The organism is Arthrobacter sp. NPDC090010 (assembly GCF_044748305.1).
GTDB lineage: Bacteria > Actinomycetota > Actinomycetes > Actinomycetales > Micrococcaceae > Arthrobacter_E.
On record NZ_JBIVFT010000002.1, the window covers coordinates 101,915 to 121,448 of the forward strand.

General features: G+C 66.2%; 22 protein-coding genes. 11 read left to right on the plus strand and 11 right to left on the minus strand.

The annotated features are described in order from the left end of the window. Positions 1 to 81: 81 nt before the first annotated feature. The 4 genes from ACIPXZ_RS03250 to ACIPXZ_RS03265 all read right to left on the minus strand — a co-directional run bounded on the left by ACIPXZ_RS03250 (position 82) and on the right by ACIPXZ_RS03265 (position 2,860). Positions 82 to 336, minus strand: a complete 255-nt coding sequence (locus ACIPXZ_RS03250) for a type B 50S ribosomal protein L31 (protein WP_400590700.1) — start codon at positions 334 to 336, stop codon at positions 82 to 84. 125 nt (positions 337 to 461) lie between these two features. Then, positions 462 to 1,268 (minus strand): TrmH family RNA methyltransferase, encoded by an 807-nt coding sequence (locus ACIPXZ_RS03255; RefSeq protein ID WP_400590701.1) that lies wholly within the window; start codon positions 1,266 to 1,268, stop codon positions 462 to 464. 9 nt (positions 1,269 to 1,277) lie between these two features. Then, positions 1,278 to 2,063, minus strand: a complete 786-nt coding sequence (locus ACIPXZ_RS03260; RefSeq protein WP_400590702.1) for a sulfite exporter TauE/SafE family protein — start codon at positions 2,061 to 2,063, stop codon at positions 1,278 to 1,280. Positions 2,064 to 2,074: 11 nt separating this feature from the next. Further along, positions 2,075 to 2,860, minus strand: coding sequence for an ABC transporter ATP-binding protein (locus ACIPXZ_RS03265; RefSeq protein WP_400590703.1), 786 nt, complete (start codon positions 2,858 to 2,860; stop codon positions 2,075 to 2,077). Between the two features lie 64 nt (positions 2,861 to 2,924). Here ACIPXZ_RS03265 and serB point away from each other — a divergent pair, with 64 nt between their 5' ends. Further along, positions 2,925 to 3,845, plus strand: coding sequence for a phosphoserine phosphatase SerB (serB, locus tag ACIPXZ_RS03270; protein ID WP_400590704.1), 921 nt, complete (start codon positions 2,925 to 2,927; stop codon positions 3,843 to 3,845). Between the two features lie 69 nt (positions 3,846 to 3,914). Here the strand turns inward: serB and ACIPXZ_RS03275 are convergent, their stop codons facing one another. Continuing rightward, complete coding sequence (locus ACIPXZ_RS03275; protein WP_400590705.1) at positions 3,915 to 4,658, minus strand: SDR family oxidoreductase; 744 nt, start codon at positions 4,656 to 4,658, stop codon at positions 3,915 to 3,917. A 38-nt stretch (positions 4,659 to 4,696) separates the two neighbouring features. Continuing rightward, entirely contained in the window at positions 4,697 to 5,422 is a 726-nt protein-coding gene (locus tag ACIPXZ_RS03280) for a beta-ketoacyl-ACP reductase (protein WP_400590706.1), read from the minus strand. 124 nt (positions 5,423 to 5,546) lie between these two features. On the opposite strand from ACIPXZ_RS03280, the gene ACIPXZ_RS03285 reads away from it, so the two are divergent. From ACIPXZ_RS03285 to ACIPXZ_RS03295, 3 genes are read left to right on the plus strand one after another with little or no spacing between them, the layout of a single operon-like run. Beyond that, positions 5,547 to 6,002 (plus strand): DUF3099 domain-containing protein, encoded by a 456-nt coding sequence (locus ACIPXZ_RS03285; protein WP_400591083.1) that lies wholly within the window; start codon positions 5,547 to 5,549, stop codon positions 6,000 to 6,002. Continuing rightward, complete coding sequence (locus ACIPXZ_RS03290; protein ID WP_400590707.1) at positions 5,999 to 6,268, plus strand: hypothetical protein; 270 nt, start codon at positions 5,999 to 6,001, stop codon at positions 6,266 to 6,268. The genes ACIPXZ_RS03285 and ACIPXZ_RS03290 overlap by 4 nt, the downstream gene beginning before the upstream one ends. Further along, on the plus strand, positions 6,269 to 7,222 hold the full coding sequence (locus tag ACIPXZ_RS03295) for an SURF1 family protein (protein ID WP_400590708.1): 954 nt from the start codon (positions 6,269 to 6,271) through the stop codon (positions 7,220 to 7,222). A 29-nt stretch (positions 7,223 to 7,251) separates the two neighbouring features. Here ACIPXZ_RS03295 and ACIPXZ_RS03300 read toward each other — a convergent pair whose 3' ends face one another. From ACIPXZ_RS03300 to ACIPXZ_RS03310, 3 genes are all read right to left on the minus strand, one after another. Then, positions 7,252 to 7,572, minus strand: a complete 321-nt coding sequence (locus ACIPXZ_RS03300) for a GNAT family N-acetyltransferase (RefSeq protein ID WP_400590709.1) — start codon at positions 7,570 to 7,572, stop codon at positions 7,252 to 7,254. A gap of 111 nt (positions 7,573 to 7,683) precedes the next feature. After that, positions 7,684 to 9,285: an ABC-F family ATP-binding cassette domain-containing protein gene (locus ACIPXZ_RS03305; protein ID WP_400590710.1), complete on the minus strand. Its 1,602-nt coding sequence runs from the start codon at positions 9,283 to 9,285 to the stop codon at positions 7,684 to 7,686. Positions 9,286 to 9,505: 220 nt separating this feature from the next. After that, positions 9,506 to 10,084, minus strand: a complete 579-nt coding sequence (locus ACIPXZ_RS03310; RefSeq protein WP_400590711.1) for a GNAT family N-acetyltransferase — start codon at positions 10,082 to 10,084, stop codon at positions 9,506 to 9,508. A gap of 202 nt (positions 10,085 to 10,286) precedes the next feature. Here ACIPXZ_RS03310 and ACIPXZ_RS03315 point away from each other — a divergent pair, with 202 nt between their 5' ends. From ACIPXZ_RS03315 to ACIPXZ_RS03335, 5 genes are all read left to right on the plus strand, one after another. Beyond that, a complete protein-coding gene (locus tag ACIPXZ_RS03315) occupies positions 10,287 to 10,949 on the plus strand; it encodes a biotin transporter BioY (protein ID WP_400590712.1) in 663 nt (220 codons plus the stop codon). After that, positions 10,942 to 11,664, plus strand: a complete 723-nt coding sequence (locus tag ACIPXZ_RS03320) for an energy-coupling factor ABC transporter ATP-binding protein (protein ID WP_400590713.1) — start codon at positions 10,942 to 10,944, stop codon at positions 11,662 to 11,664. The genes ACIPXZ_RS03315 and ACIPXZ_RS03320 overlap by 8 nt, the downstream gene beginning before the upstream one ends. Then, a complete protein-coding gene (locus tag ACIPXZ_RS03325) occupies positions 11,661 to 12,299 on the plus strand; it encodes an energy-coupling factor transporter transmembrane component T family protein (RefSeq protein WP_400590714.1) in 639 nt (212 codons plus the stop codon). The genes ACIPXZ_RS03320 and ACIPXZ_RS03325 overlap by 4 nt, the downstream gene beginning before the upstream one ends. Before the next feature lie 71 nt (positions 12,300 to 12,370). Continuing rightward, positions 12,371 to 12,838 carry an Lrp/AsnC family transcriptional regulator gene (locus ACIPXZ_RS03330; RefSeq protein WP_400590715.1) on the plus strand — a complete coding sequence of 156 codons (468 nt, stop codon included), beginning with the start codon at positions 12,371 to 12,373 and terminating at the stop codon, positions 12,836 to 12,838. After that, positions 12,835 to 14,235, plus strand: coding sequence for an aspartate aminotransferase family protein (locus tag ACIPXZ_RS03335; protein ID WP_400590716.1), 1,401 nt, complete (start codon positions 12,835 to 12,837; stop codon positions 14,233 to 14,235). Before ACIPXZ_RS03330 ends, ACIPXZ_RS03335 begins: the two co-directional genes overlap by 4 nt. A 90-nt stretch (positions 14,236 to 14,325) precedes the next feature. On the opposite strand, the gene ACIPXZ_RS03340 is transcribed toward ACIPXZ_RS03335, so the two are convergent. Together ACIPXZ_RS03340 and ACIPXZ_RS03345 are read right to left on the minus strand one after the other, a co-directional pair. Next, entirely contained in the window at positions 14,326 to 15,486 is a 1,161-nt protein-coding gene (locus ACIPXZ_RS03340) for a thiolase family protein (RefSeq protein ID WP_400590717.1), read from the minus strand. Continuing rightward, positions 15,483 to 16,979 carry a class I adenylate-forming enzyme family protein gene (locus tag ACIPXZ_RS03345; protein WP_400590718.1) on the minus strand — a complete coding sequence of 499 codons (1,497 nt, stop codon included), beginning with the start codon at positions 16,977 to 16,979 and terminating at the stop codon, positions 15,483 to 15,485. Before ACIPXZ_RS03345 ends, ACIPXZ_RS03340 begins: the two co-directional genes overlap by 4 nt. Before the next feature lie 103 nt (positions 16,980 to 17,082). Here ACIPXZ_RS03345 and ACIPXZ_RS03350 point away from each other — a divergent pair, with 103 nt between their 5' ends. Both ACIPXZ_RS03350 and ACIPXZ_RS03355 read left to right on the plus strand, forming a co-directional pair. Next, a complete protein-coding gene (locus ACIPXZ_RS03350; RefSeq protein WP_400590719.1) occupies positions 17,083 to 17,970 on the plus strand; it encodes a neutral zinc metallopeptidase in 888 nt (295 codons plus the stop codon). Positions 17,971 to 18,140: 170 nt separating this feature from the next. After that, positions 18,141 to 19,502: a hypothetical protein gene (locus tag ACIPXZ_RS03355; RefSeq protein WP_400590720.1), complete on the plus strand. Its 1,362-nt coding sequence runs from the start codon at positions 18,141 to 18,143 to the stop codon at positions 19,500 to 19,502. Positions 19,503 to 19,534 lie beyond the last annotated feature (32 nt).

The window sequence follows — 19,534 nt, forward strand, 5'->3', positions numbered from 1 at the left end:
CGAAGGTGCCCGGCTGATTGTGGGGTTAAACACGGAAGGGACCACAGCCGTGCTGTGGTCCCTTCCGTGTGGGCAAGAAGCTTACTTCTTGCCGAAGCCCTTGAAGCGAGCGTTGAAGCGCTCGACGCGACCGGCGGAGTCCATGATGCGCTGCTTGCCCGTGTAGAACGGGTGCGACTCGGAGGAAACTTCGACGTCGATGACCGGGTAGGTCTTGCCGTCTTCCCACTCGATGGTCTTCTCGGAGGTGGCGGTGGAGCGGGTCAGGAACTTGACGCCGGAGGCCAGGTCGTTGAAAACGATCGACTGGTACTTGGGGTGAATATCAGACTTCATCAGTGGACCTTCGTTCGCGCCGCTGGATTTTGCCAGCAGCAGGGATGATGTTCGGCCTGGACGGCCAGCTATGAAGTCTACAGGATCGGACGGCGTGCACGGAAACTCATGCGCACTGCCTGCGCTCAGCGCGCCCGCAGCTCCCAGAACGCGACGGCCGAGGCTGCAGCGACATTGAGCGAGTCGACCCCTGGACGCATCGGGATCTCGACGGCGACGTCGGCCGCCTCCAGGGCGGCCGCGGTCACCCCTGCGCCCTCGGTGCCGAGGATCAAGGCGAGCTTCTCCGGGTTGCGGGCCGCAAGCACGTCGATGGTCAGCGATTCCGGGGTCAGCTCCATCGCCGCCACGGTGAATCCTGCGGCCCGCAGCTCCCCGATGCCCTCCGGCCAGGACTCCAGACGGGCCCACGGGACCTGGAAGACCGTGCCCATGCTGACCCTGATGGCCCTGCGGTACAGCGGATCCGCGCATCGAGGGGTCACCAGGACGGCGTCCACGCCGAGACCGGCGGCGCTACGGAACATCGCGCCGAGGTTCGTGTGGTCCGTGATGTCCTCCAGCACCGCCACCCGGCGTGCGCCGTCGAGCACCTCAGCCAAGGGCCGCGCCGCAGGCCGGTGCATCGCCGCCAACGCGCCGCGGTGCAGGTGGAAACCGGTGATCGCCTCCAGCATCGCGGCGTCGCCGACATAGGCGGGGACCTCGGGAAAACGTTCCAGGAGGTCCTCGAGGTCCGCCATCCATTTCTCCGTCAGGAAGAAGGACCGGGGCCGGTGACCGGCGGCGATGGCCCGGCGGACCACCCGGGACGACTCCGCGATGTAGAGACCCCGCTCGGGCTCGGTCTTGAGCCGCAGCTGGACGTCGGTCAGGTTCAGATAGTCGGCGACGCGCGGATCGTCCGCGGACTCGAGATGGATGACAGGCACGTCAGAGGATTATGCCAGCAGCTTCGAGACCATGACTGCCAGGGCCACCAGGCCGAGGACCACGATCACGGTCCGCAAGGCCACCGGTTTGAGCCTCTGGCCGATCTTCGCCCCCACGATGCCGCCGATCAGCGACGAGACCGCGATGATGAGCACGATGCCCCAGTCGATCCGCCCGAACGCGAAGATCAGGTAGGAGACGGCCGCCACCAGATTGACGGCCAGCACCAGGAAGTTCTTCATGGCGTTCGCCTGCTGCATGGTCCCGGCCATGAAGACGCCGAGGATGCCCACGAGCAGCACGCCCTGTGCCGCGACGAAGTAGCCCCCGTAGACGCCCGCGAGGAACACCAGGGCCACGAGCAGCACACCGTGGTTCTTGTCCTTGGCGGCGTTCTCGGGATTCTGCTCTCTGCTACGGACCCAGCTCTGCAGCTTCGGCTGGAACACCACGAGCAAGAGCGCCAGGACGATCAGGACCGGTGCGACGTACTGGAACACCGTCTCCGGAAGATGCAGCAAGAGGTAGGCACCCGTCACCCCGCCCAGCACGGACGCCGGCATCAGCCGTGCGAGAGCTCCCCACTGGCCATGCAATTGCTTCCGGTACGCCACAGCGCTGGAGACGCCGCCTGCGATCAGTCCCATCGCGTTGCTGATGGACGCCGTCACCGGAGCCGTCCCCAGAGCCACCAGGACGGGGAAGGTCACGAGTGTGCCCGAGCCGACCACGGCGTTGATGGTCCCGGCCCAGAGGCCGGCGATGAAGATCAGAACGCTGTGCAGCCACTCCATACGGTGCGGCCCTAGCGGCGCGCGCGGGCCGTGAAGCGCCCGGCGTCCTGCGTGACCGTGAGGGGCAGACCGAAGGTGGTGCTGAGGTGTTCCTCCGTGAGCACCTCAGCGAGCGGCCCGGCGGCCACCACGCCGCCGTCGCGCAGCAACAGGGCGTGAGTGAACGACGGCGGGACCTCCTCAAGGTGGTGGGTCACCAGGACCGTGACGGGTGAGTAGGGGTTGGCCGCCAGCACTCCGAGCTCGGCGACCAGCTCTTCGCGTCCGCCGAGATCCAGTCCGGCGCCGGGTTCGTCCAGCAGCAGCAGCTCCGGATCCGTCATGAGCGCGCGTGCGATCTGAGCACGCTTCCGCTCCCCCTCGCTCAGCGTGGAGAACTGCCGGTTCAGCAGGGGACCCATCCCCCATTCGTTCAGCAGCCGGAAGGCTCGCCGTTCGTCGGCGCGGTCATACCCTTCCCGCCAGCGGCCGGTCACGCCGTAAGCAGCTGTGACGACGACGTTCAGGACGGTCTCATCCTCGGGAATCTGATTCGCCAACGCCGCGGAGGACAGGCCGATCCGCGGCCGCAATTCGAAGACGTCCACCCGTCCGAGACGCTCATCCAGGATGTCCACGGTGCCGCCACTGGGGTGCATCCGCGCCGCAGCCAGCTGAAGCAGAGTCGTCTTGCCGGCGCCGTTCGGTCCGAGGACCACCCACCGTTCCCCCTCATTGACCTGCCAGGAAACATCGTTCAAAAGGGTTTTCCGGCCCCTCCGGACCGTGACATGGCTCAGCTGAAGGACATCACTCATAACACAGAACCCTAGGCCAAAGCAGGGTTCCATGGATAACCGCAACGCTGGCTACCATGGCAGCATGCAGTCACACTTCACCGCCCTTGCCTATGCCCCGGAACTGACTCTGAACGCGCTGGATCAGGTCGCTGAGGTGATCGGAAGGTTCGGAGCGGTGAACAACCCCTGGACCCCGATCCCGGCGGACGGGTTCTCCGCCGCCGAACTGGCCGTCACCGCCCCGTCGGAGGAGACGGCAGCCTCCGTGGTCGCTGAACACTGGCTGGTGTCAGTCCGCGAGGCTCTGGCCCAGGAGGAGCTTCCCGTCGATGTCGCAGTCGTCCCCAGCGCTCTCCGTCATGCCGAGCGCAAGTTCCTCATCATGGACGTCGATTCCACGCTGATCCAGCAGGAAGTGATCGAACTCATTGCAGCTCATGCCGGCAAAGAGGCCGAGGTGGCGGCCGTCACGGAGGCCGCCATGCGTGGTGAACTCGACTTCGCCCAGAGCCTCCACCAGCGGGTCGCTCAGCTCGCCGGGCTTCCGGTGTCCGTCCTGGACGAGGTGCGTGACGCGGTCCGGCTGAGCGTCGGCGCCCGTCGTCTCGTGGACGCGTTCCACGCGCAGGGGCACCAGGTCGCCGTCGTCTCCGGCGGCTTCAGTCAGGTTCTGGAGCCGATCGCCCAGGATCTGGGTCTCGATCACTGGCTGGCCAACGATCTGGAGATCCAGGACGGTGTCCTCACCGGGCGCGTGGCGGGCGATGTCGTGGACCGCGCCACCAAGGCCGGCAAGCTGCGTGAGTGGGCTCAGGCTGCAGGAGTGCCGCTCGACGCCTGCTTCGCCGTCGGCGACGGTGCCAACGATCTGGACATGCTGGCCACGGCCGGGCTGGGCATCGCGTTCAATGCGAAGCCCGCCGTCCAGGGGGCGGCGGGAGCCGCCATCAACCAGCCTCACCTGGACGCCGTCGCCGTGCTGGCGGGGGTCCCGCTCGCCTGAGACCGGACCGTACCGAACGCGGAGAGGGCCGCCTTCCCATCGGGAAGGCGGCCCTCAGCCGTCAGGGGGTCACTTCTGGAAGTGCCCCGCACCACCGGCATACTCGGTGTGCCCGGTGGGGACGTCTGCGCTGACCATGGCGGCCACCTCGACACCGAACTCCTCCACCGTGAACAGCTTGCCGGCCGAGGCACGACGCTCCTCGATGGCACCGGGACGGGCGCGGTCCAGCAGGGTGGCCGTGACGGTGCCCTCGATCATGTCGCCGGAGATGACCACGAAGCTGATGCCCTTGGCTTCGAGCTCCGGAATGAACTCGCGGAGAGCGACCTCGCCGGCGCGCTTGCTGCGGGCCACCGGCTCGTACTCCGGCATGGTCGGAACCGTGTCGATGAAGTGTGCCTGGTGACTCGTCACGAACACCACGCGGGATCCTGCCGGCATGACAGCCGTGGCGGCCTTCAGCATGTTGACCTGAGCGTCGCGGTTCAGTCGCAGAGCGTAATCTTCGCCGAGGTGGGACTCCATGCCGCCGGAGGCGTTGAGAACGAGGATGTCCAGGCCACCGAAGTTCTCCTGCGCGGCGGCTACCAGCGACTCCGGGCCGCCCTCTGCGGTCAGATCGCCTGCGACGGCGACGGCGCGGCCACCGGCCTCGGTGATCTGCTGCACCACCTTGTTGGCCCGCGGCGCCTTCTGCCGGTAGTTGACCACGACGGCTGCGCCCTCGGCACCGAGGATCTTGGCGACCTCCGCGCCGATGCCTCGCGAGGACCCCGTCACGATCGCGGTCTTGTTATCCAGAATTCCCATGTATTGCTCCTTGGAACGGTGAAGAAAGGTCGGAAGTCTCAGTGGCCCATGCCCAGTCCGCCATCCACGGGGATGACGGCACCGGAGATGTAGGCGGCCTCGTCGCTGGAGACCCAGCGGACCACACGGGCCACCTCGGCGGCCTCGGCGAAGCGCCCGGCAGGGATCGTCGCCAGGTAGTTCTTCTGCGTCTCCTCCGGCAATTCCGCGGTCATGTCCGTGTTGATGAAACCGGGAGCGACGACATTCGCGGTGATGCCACGGGAACCGAGCTCGCGGGTCAGGGACCGGGCCATGCCGATCAGACCCGACTTGGATGCCGAGTAGTTGATCTGCCCCGGCGATCCGTACAGTCCGACCACCGAGGAGATGAACACCACGCGGCCCTTGCGGAGCCGGATCATGCCCTTGATGGCGCGCTTGAGAACGCGGAACGAGCCAGTGAGGTTCGTGTCGAGCACCGAGGTGAAGTCGTCTTCGCTCATCCTCAGCAGGAGCGTGTCCTTGGTGATTCCGGCATTCGCCACGAGAACCTCGACCGGCCCGTGTGCTTCCTCCACCTGCTTGAAGGCCGCATCCAAGGAGGCCTCATCGGTGACGTCCGCCTGGACCCCCAGAATGCCCTCGGGCAGTTCCGTGGCGCTGCGGTACGTGACGGCGACCTTGTCACCATTGGCCAGGAACTCCTGTGCGATCGCCAGGCCGATTCCCCTGTTCCCGCCTGTGACCAGGACGCTGCGGCCCGTGGTGCTCTGCTCGCTCATGCGTGCTCTCACTTCCTCAATGCTGACGTGAATACCGAATGCATCTTATCGGTCCGCTCGTTTTTGGGCTCATGCGGGACGGTGAGACAATGGAAACGAGCACATTGGAGCGTGAGTGGAAACCATGACGGAGCCCGAGTTCAGCGGTCGACGCGGCGGGCGGCAGGGCAAACCGGCCCACGATGCCGAGGTCGTGAGCATCACAGATGCAGGCGCTGCGCACTCGGATGAGATCCGGGCGCGAATGATCAAATACGCCGTCGCAATGGGCATCCGTGTGGTGTGCCTCGGACTGCTGTTCGTACTGGACGGCTGGTTCAAATTGATCGCCATCGCCGGCGCCGTGTTCCTTCCGTGGATCGCCGTCGTGATCGCCAATGGCGGCGACATGGCCGAGGCGCCGAGCGAGAATCTGATCGGCACCCCCCTGCAGGCCGAGCTCACTGCGGAACCGGACGCTCAGGACGCCACGCCCTCCGGTGAGACGGCGGGAACCGTGATCCAGGGAGAGATCCTTTCGGAACAGACCACGCAGGAGCCCCGCCCCGGACACGCCGACCACACCGGAGACGCCGCGTGAGTTTCTTCGACACCCTCGGCCAGGGCCCGGCGACGATGCCCGAAGCCATCTGCTCCCGCAAAGCCTGCCGTACCCCCGCACAGTGGAAAGTCCTCTGGAACAATCCGAAGATCCACACCCCTGAACGGCGCAAGGTCTGGCTCGCCTGCCAGGAACACCGCGAATGGCTGGAGGACTACCTTCAGCAGCGGAGCTTCTGGAAAGAGACCGTCCCTTTTGACGCCACCGGACCCGGTGACGTCCCCGGAGCAGGAGGCCGGGTCTAGATGTATCGTTTCCTCTTCTCACGTCGTTGGCTGAGCTACCTCGTCCTGGCGATCATCTTCGCTATCGCCTGTGTCTTCCTGGGCCGCTGGCAGATGGGCCGGATGGACGAAACGAACGCCACCATCAAACGCATCGACACGAACTACAACGCCACTCCGCTGCCCTTCGCCCAGGCCCGGAATCTGTTCGTCCAGATGGACGCCGCGAAGGAGTGGAGCCAGGTCAGCCTGAAGGGCCGTTACCTTTCCGAGGACCAGCGGGTGGTCCGCAACCGGCCGCTGAACGGTCAGCCCGGCTACGAGGTCGTTGTCCCTTTCCGCCTGGACACCGGTGAGACCGTCATCGTGGACCGGGGATGGCTTCCCATCGGCAACAAGGAGAACGGCTATCCGGACACCATCCCGGCACCGCCTCAGGGCGAGGCGACAGTGGTGGTCCGGGTCCGTCCCTCCGAGCCTGCGTTGAACCGCGGAGCACCGCAGGGCCAGATCGCCACGATCGATCTGAGCCAGTACGGCACCCAGCTCAGCTACCCGATTCTCCAAGGGGCCTACGGTCGGATGGCGTCAGAGTCCCCCGCCCCTGCCACGGCACCTGCGCAGCTGCCGATGCCGACCCTGGATGACGGAACGCACCTTTCGTATTCACTCCAGTGGTTCGCCTTCGGTGTTCTGATGCTCTTCGGCTTCGGCTACGCGGCCCGTCAGCAGGCCAAGAATGACGCGCTCGACGCCGAGGATGCCGAGCTCGCACGCCTCGCCGCCGGTGAGGAACAGGCCGACCACGACGGCGCCGTCGTTCCGTCCGAAGTGCCGAGCACGCACACCGCGGCCAAGTACTGGCGCCAGAACAGGAAGAGCGCCGAACGGAAGCAGGCACTCCGCAAGGCCTCCGGGCGACGCACCGCCGAGGACGAGGAAGACGCCATCCTGGACGCCCAGGGATTCCAGTAGGACCGGAAGTTCCCGGGTCCGCTGGCGGGTCAGTTTCGAACGATCCGATCCGATCCGGCCAGGTGACAGTACCCGAGCTCCGCCGCGCCGTCGTGGATATGGGATAGCGATATCAAGCCGATCAGCTCTGATGAATCTCGCCTGCACATCCCCCATGCCAGCCCGGTCCCTGCAGCCCAACAACCGGCAGGAATCGCTTCCGTGATGAAACTCAGTGCGTCCTGGTGCAGACAGGGATCCGGCACCGTGGCGAAGGCCATGATGTCCGGGTCCTGGCAGATCGCCAAGACCCTGTCGACGTCCTCCCACCCTGGGCGTCGAAGGCTCAGTCGGTCCGTTGTGAGGTCCACCTACTTCATCCGGCCAGCTTAGTCGCCCGGCAATCGTGCCCCGGAGGCTCCCTCGCCACCGACGGAAGAGCCCCCTCGGACAATGTTCGAGGGGGCTCTTCCGCACGCCGCTCAGGCGAGAGTGATGAGATCCAGGTAGTCGGCGTTCCAGATGTCCTCGACGCCGTCCGGGAGCAGCACCACACGCTCCGGGTTCAGGGCCTCCACGGCGCCTTCATCGTGGGAGACGAGCACGACGGCGCCCTTGTAGTTGGCCAGGGCGCCCAGGATCTCGGCGCGGCTGGCCGGGTCCAGGTTGTTGGTGGGCTCATCCAGCAGCAGCACATTGGCGCTTGAGGCGACGATGGTGGCGAGGGCCAGACGGGTCTTCTCGCCGCCGGAGAGGACTCCGGCCGGCTTGTCGACGTCGTCACCGACGAAAAGGAACGAGCCCAGGATGCTGCGCACCTCCGTGTCCGTCATATGCTGCGGCGCGGAAGAACGCATGTTCTCCAGCACGGTCCGCTCGTGGTCCAGGGTCTCGTGCTCCTGGGCGTAGTAGCCGATCTTCAGCCCGTGTCCGGGAACCACCTCGCCCGTGTCCGGAGCGTCCACACCCGCGAGCATGCGAAGCAGGGTGGTCTTACCGGCACCGTTCAGGCCCAGCACGACGACGCGGGAACCGCGGTCGATGGCCAGATCCACATCGGTGAAGATCTCCAGGGACCCGTACGACTTGCTCAGGCCTTCCGCGGTCAACGGCGTCTTCCCACACGGTGCGGGCTCCGGGAAACGCAAAGCAGCCACCCGGTCCGAGGCACGCACCTCTTCCAGTCCGCCCAGCATGCGTTCGGCGCGTTTGATCATGTTCTGCGCCGCGGTCGCCTTGGTGGCCTTGGCGCGCATCTTGTTGGCCTGGTCCAGCAGGACGGCCGCCTTCTTCTCGGCGTTGGCGCGCTCACGACGGCGGGCCCGCTCATCGGTCTCGCGCTGCGAAAGATAGCGTTTCCAGCCCATGTTGTAGTAGTCGATGGTGGAGCGGTTGGCATCCAGGTGATAGACCTTGTTGACCGTGGCTTCGAGCAGCTCCACATCGTGACTGATCACGATCAGCCCGCCCTGATGACTCTTCAGGAAGTCGCGGAGCCACGTGATGGAGTCGGCGTCCAGGTGGTTGGTCGGTTCGTCAAGGAGCATGGTGTCCGCACCGGAGAACAGGATGCGGGCCAGCTCCACACGACGTCGCTGACCACCGGAGAGCGTCTTGAGCGGCTGGTTGAGGATCCGCTCCGGCAAGGCGAGATTCGCCGAAATGGTGGCTGCTTCGGATTCCGCGGCGTAACCGCCGCCTGCGAGGAACTCCGCCTCGAGACGGTCGTAGCGGTTCATGGCCTTGCGGTGCACAGCCTCGTCCTCGCTGGCCATGTCGATCTGCGCCTGCTTGAGCTTGCGCGTGATGACGTCGAGACCGCGGGCGGAGAGGATCCTGTCCCGGGCGAGCTGTTCCATGTCAGGAGTCCGCGGATCCTGCGGCAGGTAGCCGATCTCACCGGCACGGGTCACCGTGCCACCGGCGGGCAGCCCTTCACCGGCCAGGACGCGGGTCAGAGTCGTCTTGCCGGCGCCGTTTCGGCCCACCAAGCCGATCTTGTCGCCTTTGTCGATGCGGAAGGTCACCTGGTCCATGAGCAGGCGCGCTCCGGCGCGCAGTTCGAGTTCTTGGACGCTGATCACAAGGGTGCCTTCCGCTGGGTGCGTGGTTGAGGCCCTCCGCCATACCGACGACGGCGTATCCGCGACGGAGAATCGTCCGGGAGTGCAGGGGCCCTGTCGATTCTACCGGCCTGTCGAGCATGCCGACGACGGCAAGGTACCTGCACAGGGGTGAGCCGGCCTGCTTGGGCAGCCATAAGGGGCCAACCCTGGCTCGAGGGGAGAACGGGGCCCTAGAGCCTCACGCCGGCGGGACCTCAAGTTGCATGACGCAGTTGAACTGCCCTTTCGGCCTGACGTAGACGAAACCCACCCGCTCATACATGCGCCGAGTGCCGTTGTAGAGGAACGACGAGGACGTCTTCTTACCTTCTTTGAGCGCCATATCGTGCGGGTATCCCTCGACCAGTCCCCCGCCTCGGGCGGCGATCAGTTCCACGGCCCCGCGCAGCGCAAGTTCCGCAAGCCCCTGCTTACGCCATCGCTTATCGACTTGGATGCAGGTGATGCGGAAGTCGGCGTCTCGCTCCTTCTCGGCGTCGTACTGCTTGCGGTGATGAATGTTCGGCAGTTCCTCTGGCGTGCCGTATTCCGCCCAGGCAACGGCCTCACCGTCACGCACGACGAGCGCCGCGTGCGCGACGCCGTCGCGTACCAAACGCTCTTTGAATGCCCGGGACCCCTCAGCGCCAGGCTCACGCTCTCCACGCTCACCATGAAAGTAGCTGCACCAACAGCCCCCGAACAAGCCGCCCTGACGCTCGTTGAGGTCCGCGAAGAGCGGCCACGTCTTTGCATCGAGGGGAACGATCGTGTCCACGACGGCAGGCTACCACTGCACCGTTCCACGCGCGCGGCTACCCACGAACTCAGCTGCACGGAGCTCTTGAACCCGTACACTCACCGCGCCACGCCCGTGCGCGGCTCCGCACCCGAATTGCGGAAAGCACCAATACCCGGCCCGATTCTTGTGGAGGAGCTCTACAAAAATACTCGTGCAGGACGCTCCTAGGGTGGAGCCCATGACACAGCTGAACGAGGAGAGCATGAGCACAGCGACTCCCCCTGCCACCACGAACCGTCCCGGCTGGACGCCCCGCGACCTGGCCCTGGTGGCCGTCTTCGCCGCCTTGGTGGCCGCGTCGGCGTTCGTCCCGGGAATCAGCATCGGCGGCGTCGGTGTCCCCATCACCATCCAGACGCTCGCGATCGTGCTGACCGGTCTGGTGCTGGGCGGCCGACGCGCTTTCGCCGCCGTTCTGCTCTACGTGGTGCTGGGCCTGGCCGGGCTGCCGATCTTCTCCCAGGGGCGGGCCGGACTCGGCGTCCTGGCGGGCCCTTCGGCCGGATACATCGTCGCCTTCCCTCTGGTCGCAGCCCTGGCCGGTTTCTTCGCCTCGAAGATCCTCCAGCGGGGACTCAAGCCCCGGGCTCTCTGGTTCTTCGTGGCCGCCCTGGGCAGCAGCGTGCTGCTGACCCACACTCTCGGCCCGCTGGGCATCATGCTGAACGCGAAGACAAGCCTCGGCCAGGCGTTCGTGGCGGACCTCGCGTTCTACCCCGGCGATGTGCTCAAGAACATCGTGGCCGCCATTCTCGCGGTCACACTGCATCGTGCCTTCCCGGACATCCTCCTCCGCCGCGCCCAGCGCACCATCGCCACGGACGCCGGTGCCGATGCCTGACGAGGCTGCCGACGGCATCGAACTGCGCGACGTCGTCGTCCGCATCCCCGCCGAGGACGGACGCCCGGCACGCACCATTCTGCGCGTCGGGCAGCTGACGATGCAGGAACGCCGGATCGGTGTGCTGGGAGCCAACGGCTCTGGAAAGTCGACCCTGTTGCGCCTGCTGAACGGCTTGCAAGTACCTGATGCAGGCACCGTCCGGGTACAAGGACTGGATTCCCGCCGCGACGGCCGGGCCGTGAGGACACGGGTCGGCTTCGTGTTCACGGATCCGCTGAGTCAGCTCGTGATGCCGACGGGAAGGGAAGACATCGAGCTCTCCCTCCGGCGTTCGGTCCCCCGCCGGGAGCGCAGCGGGCGGGCTCAGGAGATCCTGGATCGCTTCGGCCTGGCGGCATTGGCGGACCAGAGCGTGTACGGGCTTTCGGGCGGCGAACGGCAGCTCATGGCACTGGCCAGCGTCCTCGCCGTCGAACCGTCCGTCCTCGTCCTGGACGAACCGTCCACACTGCTGGATCTGCGGAACCGGGAACTGCTGCGGCATACATTGCGGGGACTTGAACAGCAGCAGATCATGGCCACCCACGACCTCGAACTCGTGCAGGAGATGGACCGCGTGCTCGTGGTGGACCAGGCTTCGATCGTCTTCGACGGCGGTCCGGAGGATGCGGTGCGCTTCTACCGGGAGCTGTCGCTGGCGGAGCGGGCATGAACGGGCATCGCACGCCTCTGGGCGAGTATCTTCCGGGGAACTCCTGGCTGCACCGCACCCCGGTCGGGGTGAAGACTCTCGCGGTACTCATGCTCGGTCTCGCCACTTTCTGGCTCAGCAGCTGGCAGGCCTCCTGCGTCACCCTGCTCATCGTGGCCCTGCTCTTCGCGTCGATCCGTCCCGGCTGGCAACGCTTCCTCCGGCTGTTCACCGCGCCCGCTCCGCTGCTGGCCCTGATCCTGGTGTTCCAGAGCTGGCAGTTGGGCCCGGGACGCGCCGTCAGCATCGTGGCCAACATCGCCTGCTGTCTGCTGGGTGCGGCAGTACTCACTCTCACCACGCCGATGACGGTCCTCCTGGACGGCGTCGCCCGGGCTGCCCGCCCGTTCCGGCGCTTCGGCCTCTCCCCCGAACGCGTGGCACTGCTGATCGGCATCACGCTGCGCAGCATCCCCTATCTGCTGGGCACCTTCGGCTCGGTTCGCGACGCCGCCCGGGCCAGAGGCCTGGAACGAAACCCCCGGGCGCGCATCCTGCCGGTCCTGATCGCCTCCGTCGCCTACGCTCAGCGCACCGGGGACGCGCTGACCGCACGAGGCCTCATGGACGGCGAAGATGATCGTGAAGAACATTGATTCCCTTGAACTTCTGAATTTTCTCCACTGAATCCGTTGCTTAAACACGGCTTTTATTACAGAATCGGAAGATGAGCCGCGCCAAGAACAGCATCCAGCTCGATGCTACGTCCAAGAAACTGGTGGAACTCCTCCAGCAGGATGGACGCCGCTCGTATGCGGAGCTCGGCAAGGCCGTCGGCCTGAGTGAGGCCGCCACCCGGCAACGGGTCCAGAAGCTCATGGATGCGCAGGTCATGCAGATCGTGGCCGTCACCGATCCCATGAGTCTGGGCTTCCACCGTGTGGCCATGATCGGCGTCAAGACCAGCGGGGACACCCGGCGCGTGGCGGACAGCCTGGCGCTTCTCCCCGCGGTCTCCTACCTGGTCATGAGCGCCGGCTCGTTCGACATCCTCGCCGAGATCGTCTGTGAGGACGATGCCGATCTGATCGAACTGCTCAACAGTCAGATCAGGACGATCGAGGGTGTGGCTTCCACCGAGACGTTCGTCTATCTCGAACTGAAGAAACAGAAATACGGATGGGGAACACGATGAGAACACCGTTCAGCCCTGAGGGCCCGCACGACACCGCTGCGCTCCAGGCGAAGGCGGCCAAGCACCTCTGGCCTCACTTCACCTCCCGCAAGGTGCTCAATGATGGCATCCCGGTCATCACCCGCGGCGAGGGACACCACATTTACGACGCCGCGGGCAAGCGTTACATCGACGGGCTCGCGGGCCTCTTCGTGGTCAACGCCGGCCACGGGCGTCAGCGGATCGTCGACGCCGCGGCCCGTCAGATGAAGCAGCTCGACTTCATGCCGATCTGGTCCTATGCCCATCCGGCGGCGATCGAGCTCTCGGAGCGGCTCTCCTCCTATGCGCCCGGCGAGATGAACAAGGTCTTCTTCACGACCGGTGGCGGCGAGGCTGTGGAATCGGCCTTCAAGCTGGCCAAGCACTTCTGGAAACTTCAGGGCAAGCCGATGAAGCACAAGGTCATCTCCCGTGCGGTCGCCTATCACGGCACCCCACAGGGCGCGCTGGCCATCACCGGCATCCCCGATATGAAGAAGTTCTACGAACCCCTCACCCCGGGCGGCCACCGCGTGCCGAACACGAACTTCTACCGTGCCGCCGAGATGGGTGCCCCGAGCGACGACGTCGAGGCCTTCGGCCAGTGGGCGGCGAACCGCATCGAAGAGGCGATCCTCTTCGAGGGCCCCGACACCGTCGCCGCCGTCTTCCTCGAACCGGTGCAGAACTCCGGCGGCTGTTTCCCGCCGCCTCCGGGCTACTTCAAGCGGGTCCGTGAGATCTGCGATCAGTACGACGTCCTCCTCGTCTCCGACGAGGTCATCTGCGCCTACGGCCGCGTCGGCGATTTCTTCGCTTCCAAGGCCCTCGGCTACGAACCGGACATCATCACCTCCGCCAAGGGCATCACTTCCGGGTACCTCCCACTCGGTGCCATGATCGTCGCGGACAAGGTCTCGGAGCCGTTCAATTCGGTGGACAACACCTTCTATCACGGCTTCACCTTCGCCGGGCATCCTGCGGCTGCCGCTGCGGCGCTGGAGAACCTCGACATCTTCGAGGAAGAGGACCTCAACGGACGCGTGCGGGAGAACTCCCCTCTCTTCCGGGCCGAACTGGAGAAGCTTCTCGAGCTCGACATCGTGGGCGACGTCCGTGGCGAGGGTTATTTCTTCGGCATCGAACTGGTCAAGGACAAGGCCACCCGGGAGACCTTCAACGCGGAGGAGTCTGATCGGCTCCTGCGGGACTACCTCTCCCCTGCCCTCTGGGAGGCCGGACTGTACTGCCGCGCCGACGATCGTGGCGACCCGGTCATCCAGCTCGCGCCGCCGCTGACCATCGGCCCGGCCGAGTTCAGCGAGATCGGCGGAATCCTGCGTTCCGTCCTGAAGGACGCCTCCGCGAAGATCTGATCCGAGTAGATCTGATCTCCACAAGCGCGGGGTCAGTCAGGGCCCCGATCCGCACCTCGGATCGGGGCCCTGACTGACCCCGCGTCGCCGCTAAAGGTCTGCGCACCAACGGAACGCCGCCGCCACCCCCTGGCCGCCGGCCCCGCTGATGAGTGCCAAGGCCTGCTGTCCGTCGACCCCGGAACGATGGGCCTGATGAAAGAGCCGGACGGCAAGAACGGCGCCCGACGCCCCGTAGGCGTGACCGAGAGCCAGGGCACCGCCGTCGCGGTTCACCGCCTCCTCCTCGATGCCGAGAGCCCGCAGGCAGGCCAGGGCTTGCGCGGCGAAGGCCTCGTTGAATTCCACCAGGTCCACGTTTCGCAGCAAGGCTTCCGGCAGCTTGCGTCCGGCCGCCACCGCGCCGAGCCCCAGCAGCCCGGGTTCGACGCCGGCACTCGCCGCGTCCTCGAACATCAGGCCGCTGCTGAAGCCCAGTTCCCTGGCACGGCTTCTACTGGTCACGAGCACGGCCGCCGCACCATCGACATCCTGGCAGGAGTTGCCCGCGGTGACCGTCCCACCCGGCCGGAACACGGGGGCGAAGCGTGCCAGAAGACGCGAGTCCAGACCGGCACGCGGACCGTCGTCGCGGGCATCCGGCGCCCCCGGCACGACGACCGTCTCCGCCGCGAAGCGACCCTCCTGGGCCGCCTGCACGGCCCGCGCATGGCTGCGTGCCGCGAATCGATCCTGCTCCTCACGAAGGATTCCGGAGTGCTCCGCGACGGCCTCAGCGGCCTCCCCCATCTCCGGGTCGGCCCAGCCACGCGGTGTGAAGCGGGCCCGTTTGTAGGGCCTCAGCCCACCGTCAGGTGATCGTTCGGAGCGCTGCGGCGCCGTACTGATGCTCTCCGCGCCCCCTGCGAGGAACACCTCACCCGCCCCGGCCTGCACGAGACGGGCTGCGTGCACGACGGCGTCGAGCCCGGAGGTGCATTGCCGGTCGAAGGTCATCGCCGGAATCGAGACAGGAAGCCCCGCGGCGAGTCCCGCCTGCCGGGCCACGTTCCCTCCGGCGGCCACCGCGTTGCCCACGAACACCTCATCGACGTCCCGCCCGGAAACTCCCCCGGCCTCCAGAAGAGTGCGGAGCACGGGCGCCAGCAACTCGTCGGCCGTCAACGCTCCCAGCGAGCCTCCCGTCCTGGTGAGCGGTGTGCGCAAGCCGGCCACCAGCACCGGCGTCCGCTCATCCGGGCGGGCGCTCACGGGCGCATCCTCGGGGTGCGTGGATCGCCCTCAGCGATCCAGTCGCGGAGCATGGCCCGGCTGGGCTTGCCTCGCTCGGTCAGCGGCGCTTCGCGCAACTCGTAGTACTCCTGGGGCAGCTTGCGTGCATCGAGAAGATCCGCCAGGCCCATGCGGAGCTGCCCTGATCCCAGGCCACTGTGCCCCATCCGGACTGCCGCCACGAGCCGCTGACCACGCACGGGGTCAGGCACCCCGGTGACGAGCGCCAGTTCCACTCCAGGCAACGCCGAGAGAGCCCGTTCCACTTCTTGCGGGTAGACGTTGAGGCCCGCCGTGTTGATCATGTCCGAGGCCCGGCCGAGAAAATGCAGCCGCCCCTCACTGAGATAGCCCTGGTCGTGCACGGTGCACCAGGACCCGCGCCGGGTGAAGGCCTGGGAATCGTCCCCCCAGAGATATCCCTCGCTGACCATCGGGCTGCTGACCGCGATGGAGCCTGTGACTCCCTCGGCGAGCGGCTCACCGTCGGGGTCCAGCACGGCGATCTCCACGCTGGGGAACGGCGTACCCACGCTCGTGGACACGAGGGTCTGGGCGTCGACGGGATCCTGTGGGTCCAGCCGCGTTCCACTGACGAAACTCAGTTCCTGGGCACCGTAATACTCGAAGATGGTGGCCTGCGGGGCCCAGCGCCGGGCGGCCTCCAAGGTCCTGGGGTCGAGCTTCGCGCCGGCCGCGACGATGCTGCGCAATCCGCCGGCGTCCGCTCCCGCTGCGATGCCCCGCTCGGCCAGCAGCCTGAGCAAGGCGGGGACCAGAACCAGGCGCGTCACGCCGTCGTGTTCGATCGCGTCGTGGATCTCACCGACATCTGCCTGCTCCACGGTTCGGAAGGCGGATCCGCTGTACAGGCACTCGGAGAGCGCATACAGGCTCAACCCGGAGGAAAGCGGTCCCGGAGCCAGCGTCACGTCGTCCGGCCTCACGCCGAAGAACTCGGCGGAGGCGGTGAAGGAGGCGGCCCAGGAGGCCCGGGTGCGGATGATCGCTTTCGGAAGACTCGAGGTGCCCGAGGTCAGGGCCAGCAGGAACAGGCTGTCCTGCGCCCCGTCGTCCAGCGCGGGCGCGACATCCTGCCGGTGGTGGTGCACGACGACGGTGTCCCCGCCCCTTCGGCCTCCTTCACGATGGTCCTCGGCGAGGGCCAGCGGGTTCTCGGCACCCCAGGACCGGTTCAATTGCCGGAGGACGTCCCGCAGCTGGGCTTCGGGGAGTGAGGAGTCCAGCACCGCGCACCGCCGGGTGCCACTGATACCGGCCACCCACCGTCGGATGAAGTCCACAGAGTTGCGCTCGCGCAGGACGTTGTACCCGCCGTCCGGCACTCCCTGAAGGAGTGCTTCCGCACTTGTCCGGAGTTCGGCCCAGCTGAGACTCTCCTTGCCGACGGCGACGGCGAGCTCGTGCGGACGTTCGGCGGCCCAGCGGCACAACTGCGTGAGAAAAGGCACGCCAGGATTCTACGCGGCAGAGGCGAGCCCTGTCCGGCATGTGTCGTTTCGCCGGCTTCCGAGACTCATCGGCTGGGAATAGCTTGGCAGTAGGCTGTGAACCATGAGCTTCAATGAAGGCAGCCGGCTGGATCCCTCGCAGGTGCAGGACCGGCGAGGCGTCGGAACCGGCGTCAAGGTCGGCGGCGGCATCGGCGGCGGCCTGTTGATCCTGGTCCTGACACTCCTGGGCGTCAATCCCCAGCTCCTGGGCGACCTCACGGGAACCGGCGAACAGCCCGCGGTCCAAAGCCAGCAGGGCGGCGTCGCCGATTGCAAGACCGGGGCCCAGGCCGATCAGCGGCTGGACTGCCGCATCACCGGGACGGCGAACAGCCTCAACAGCTTCTGGCCCGGATACCTCCAGAAGTACGGCAAGCAGTACCCACGCCCCCAGACGGTGCTCTTCACACAGCGGACCCAGAGCGCCTGTGGTCCGGCGACGACGGCCGTCGGCCCGTTCTACTGCCCATCGGACCGCACCGCCTACTTCGACCCCGGGTTCTTCCAGCAGCTCGTGACCCAGTTCGGCTCCTCGGGCGGACCGCTCGCGCAGGAATACGTCGTGGCCCATGAATTCGGCCACCACGTGCAGAACATCCTGGGGACCATCGACTATGCGCAGCAGGATCCGCAGGGGCCGCAGTCCGGTGGAGTCCGGGTGGAGCTCCAGGCGGACTGCTTCGCCGGCATCTGGGCGCACTACGCGAGCACCGAGCCGGACGCCGCCACAGGCCAGCCCTTCCTTAAGCCCCTGCGGCAGCAGGACATCAAAGACGCGCTCTCCGCGGCCTCCTCCGTGGGCGATGACAGAATCCAGCAGGCCGCCACGGGAAGGGTTTCTCCGGAGTCCTGGACCCACGGGTCCAGCGCTCAGCGCCAGAAGTGGTTCCTCACGGGCTACCAGTCAGGTGATCTGAACCAGTGCAACACCTTCAAGGGCAGGATCTGAGCGCCTCTCGGAGGCTCGCCGGACGGCCCGGATGATGGACAGAACTCCCCATGGCGGCGTCGGGAACGGGAAACTATAGTCGGTGGAGTAAAGGGGCTTAAAGCCTCTGTCAATGACGCGGCCATGCACGCATCATCGACAGATCGTAGATGCAAACACAGGGGGACGCGATGGCCGGAGTCTTTTACGGAGCGGATGTCCAGGAACTGAGGAAACTGGCCACAAAGGTCAAGACCTCGGGCAAGACCTTGGAGTCGCAAGCCAGGACTTTGTCCTCGGCAGTCGCGTCGGTCTCGTGGCCAGGACCGGACGGAAAGCGGTTCCGTCAGCAATGGGACACCGAACACTCCCATACGATGAATCGGGCCGCGCGGTTCCTTGCCGCGGCGGCACAGGCTTTGCAACGGCACGCCGATGAGCAGGAACAGGCCAGCGCCGCTTCGGGCGGCGGCACCGGCGGTGTGAACGCGAGTGTGCCATCCGCCGGTGGTCAGGGCACCCCCGGTATCGGTGACCTCGACGGAAAATCCGCAGCGGAAATCCAGAAATGGTGGAATGGGCTGAGCGAAGCACAGCAGCAGGACTTCATCCGTCAGCACCCTGTCGAAGCCGGCAACACGAACGGCATCCCCTTCGACGCGCGAGTGGAAGCCAACCGGATCAACGCCCAGAACCGGATCGACTGGCTGAAGAACCACGATCCGGAACCCAAGATCAACCCGTTCCTGACGATCGGCGGACGACCGTACATCGACCAGGTCGCCAAGGATCACGCGGCATGGGCGCAGCGCCAGAACAGCATCCCCTACCTGCAGTCCGTGGTGGACGGCAAGACCAAGCTCGCCGCCTATGACCCGGCTCATTCCTCAATCGTGGAGATGATCGGCGACTACAACGCCAGCACCAAGCACGTGATCACCTATGTTCCCGGGACCACCACCAACGAGTCCTCGTTCTACAAAGGCGGCGCCCAGGAGATGGCCAACCACCTGGTTCAGAACGATTCGAGCAAGTCCACCGTGGCCTTCGTTTACAAGGGCACGGAATTCCCCGACGGCGGTTTCGTCGAAGCCTTCCTCCAGGAAGCGAAGAGCGACGAGTTCGTCGCGAAGACCGCCCCCGTGCTGGCTGATTTCCAGGCCGCGGTCGATCTGGAAAGGCCCCCGGGCGCCGAGAGCGTGGGCATGGGCCACAGCTGGGGCCTTCGCAACGTCACAGGATCGGAGATGAGCGGGGCCCACTTCGACAAGGTGATCGCCCTGTCCGGCGCCGCCATGCCACCCGGGTGGACGCCGTCTCCGGGAACCGAGTACTCCAGTTACACCTATCCCGATATCCTTCAGGTCGCGGAAAAGCTGGGCGTGGTCGGGGAGAACTATCCCATGCGTGACCCGGTCTTCGACCGGCATGTCTACGAGTCGCCGGGAGGGACCACCGGAATGGACATCGTCGACGATCACAGCCTCATCGCAACAACCGGCCCGGACAACCAGACCGCTCTCCGCGACATCGAGAAGGAGATCTACGGATGAAACTACGCCGCGCTTCCCGGAGGCTCACACCC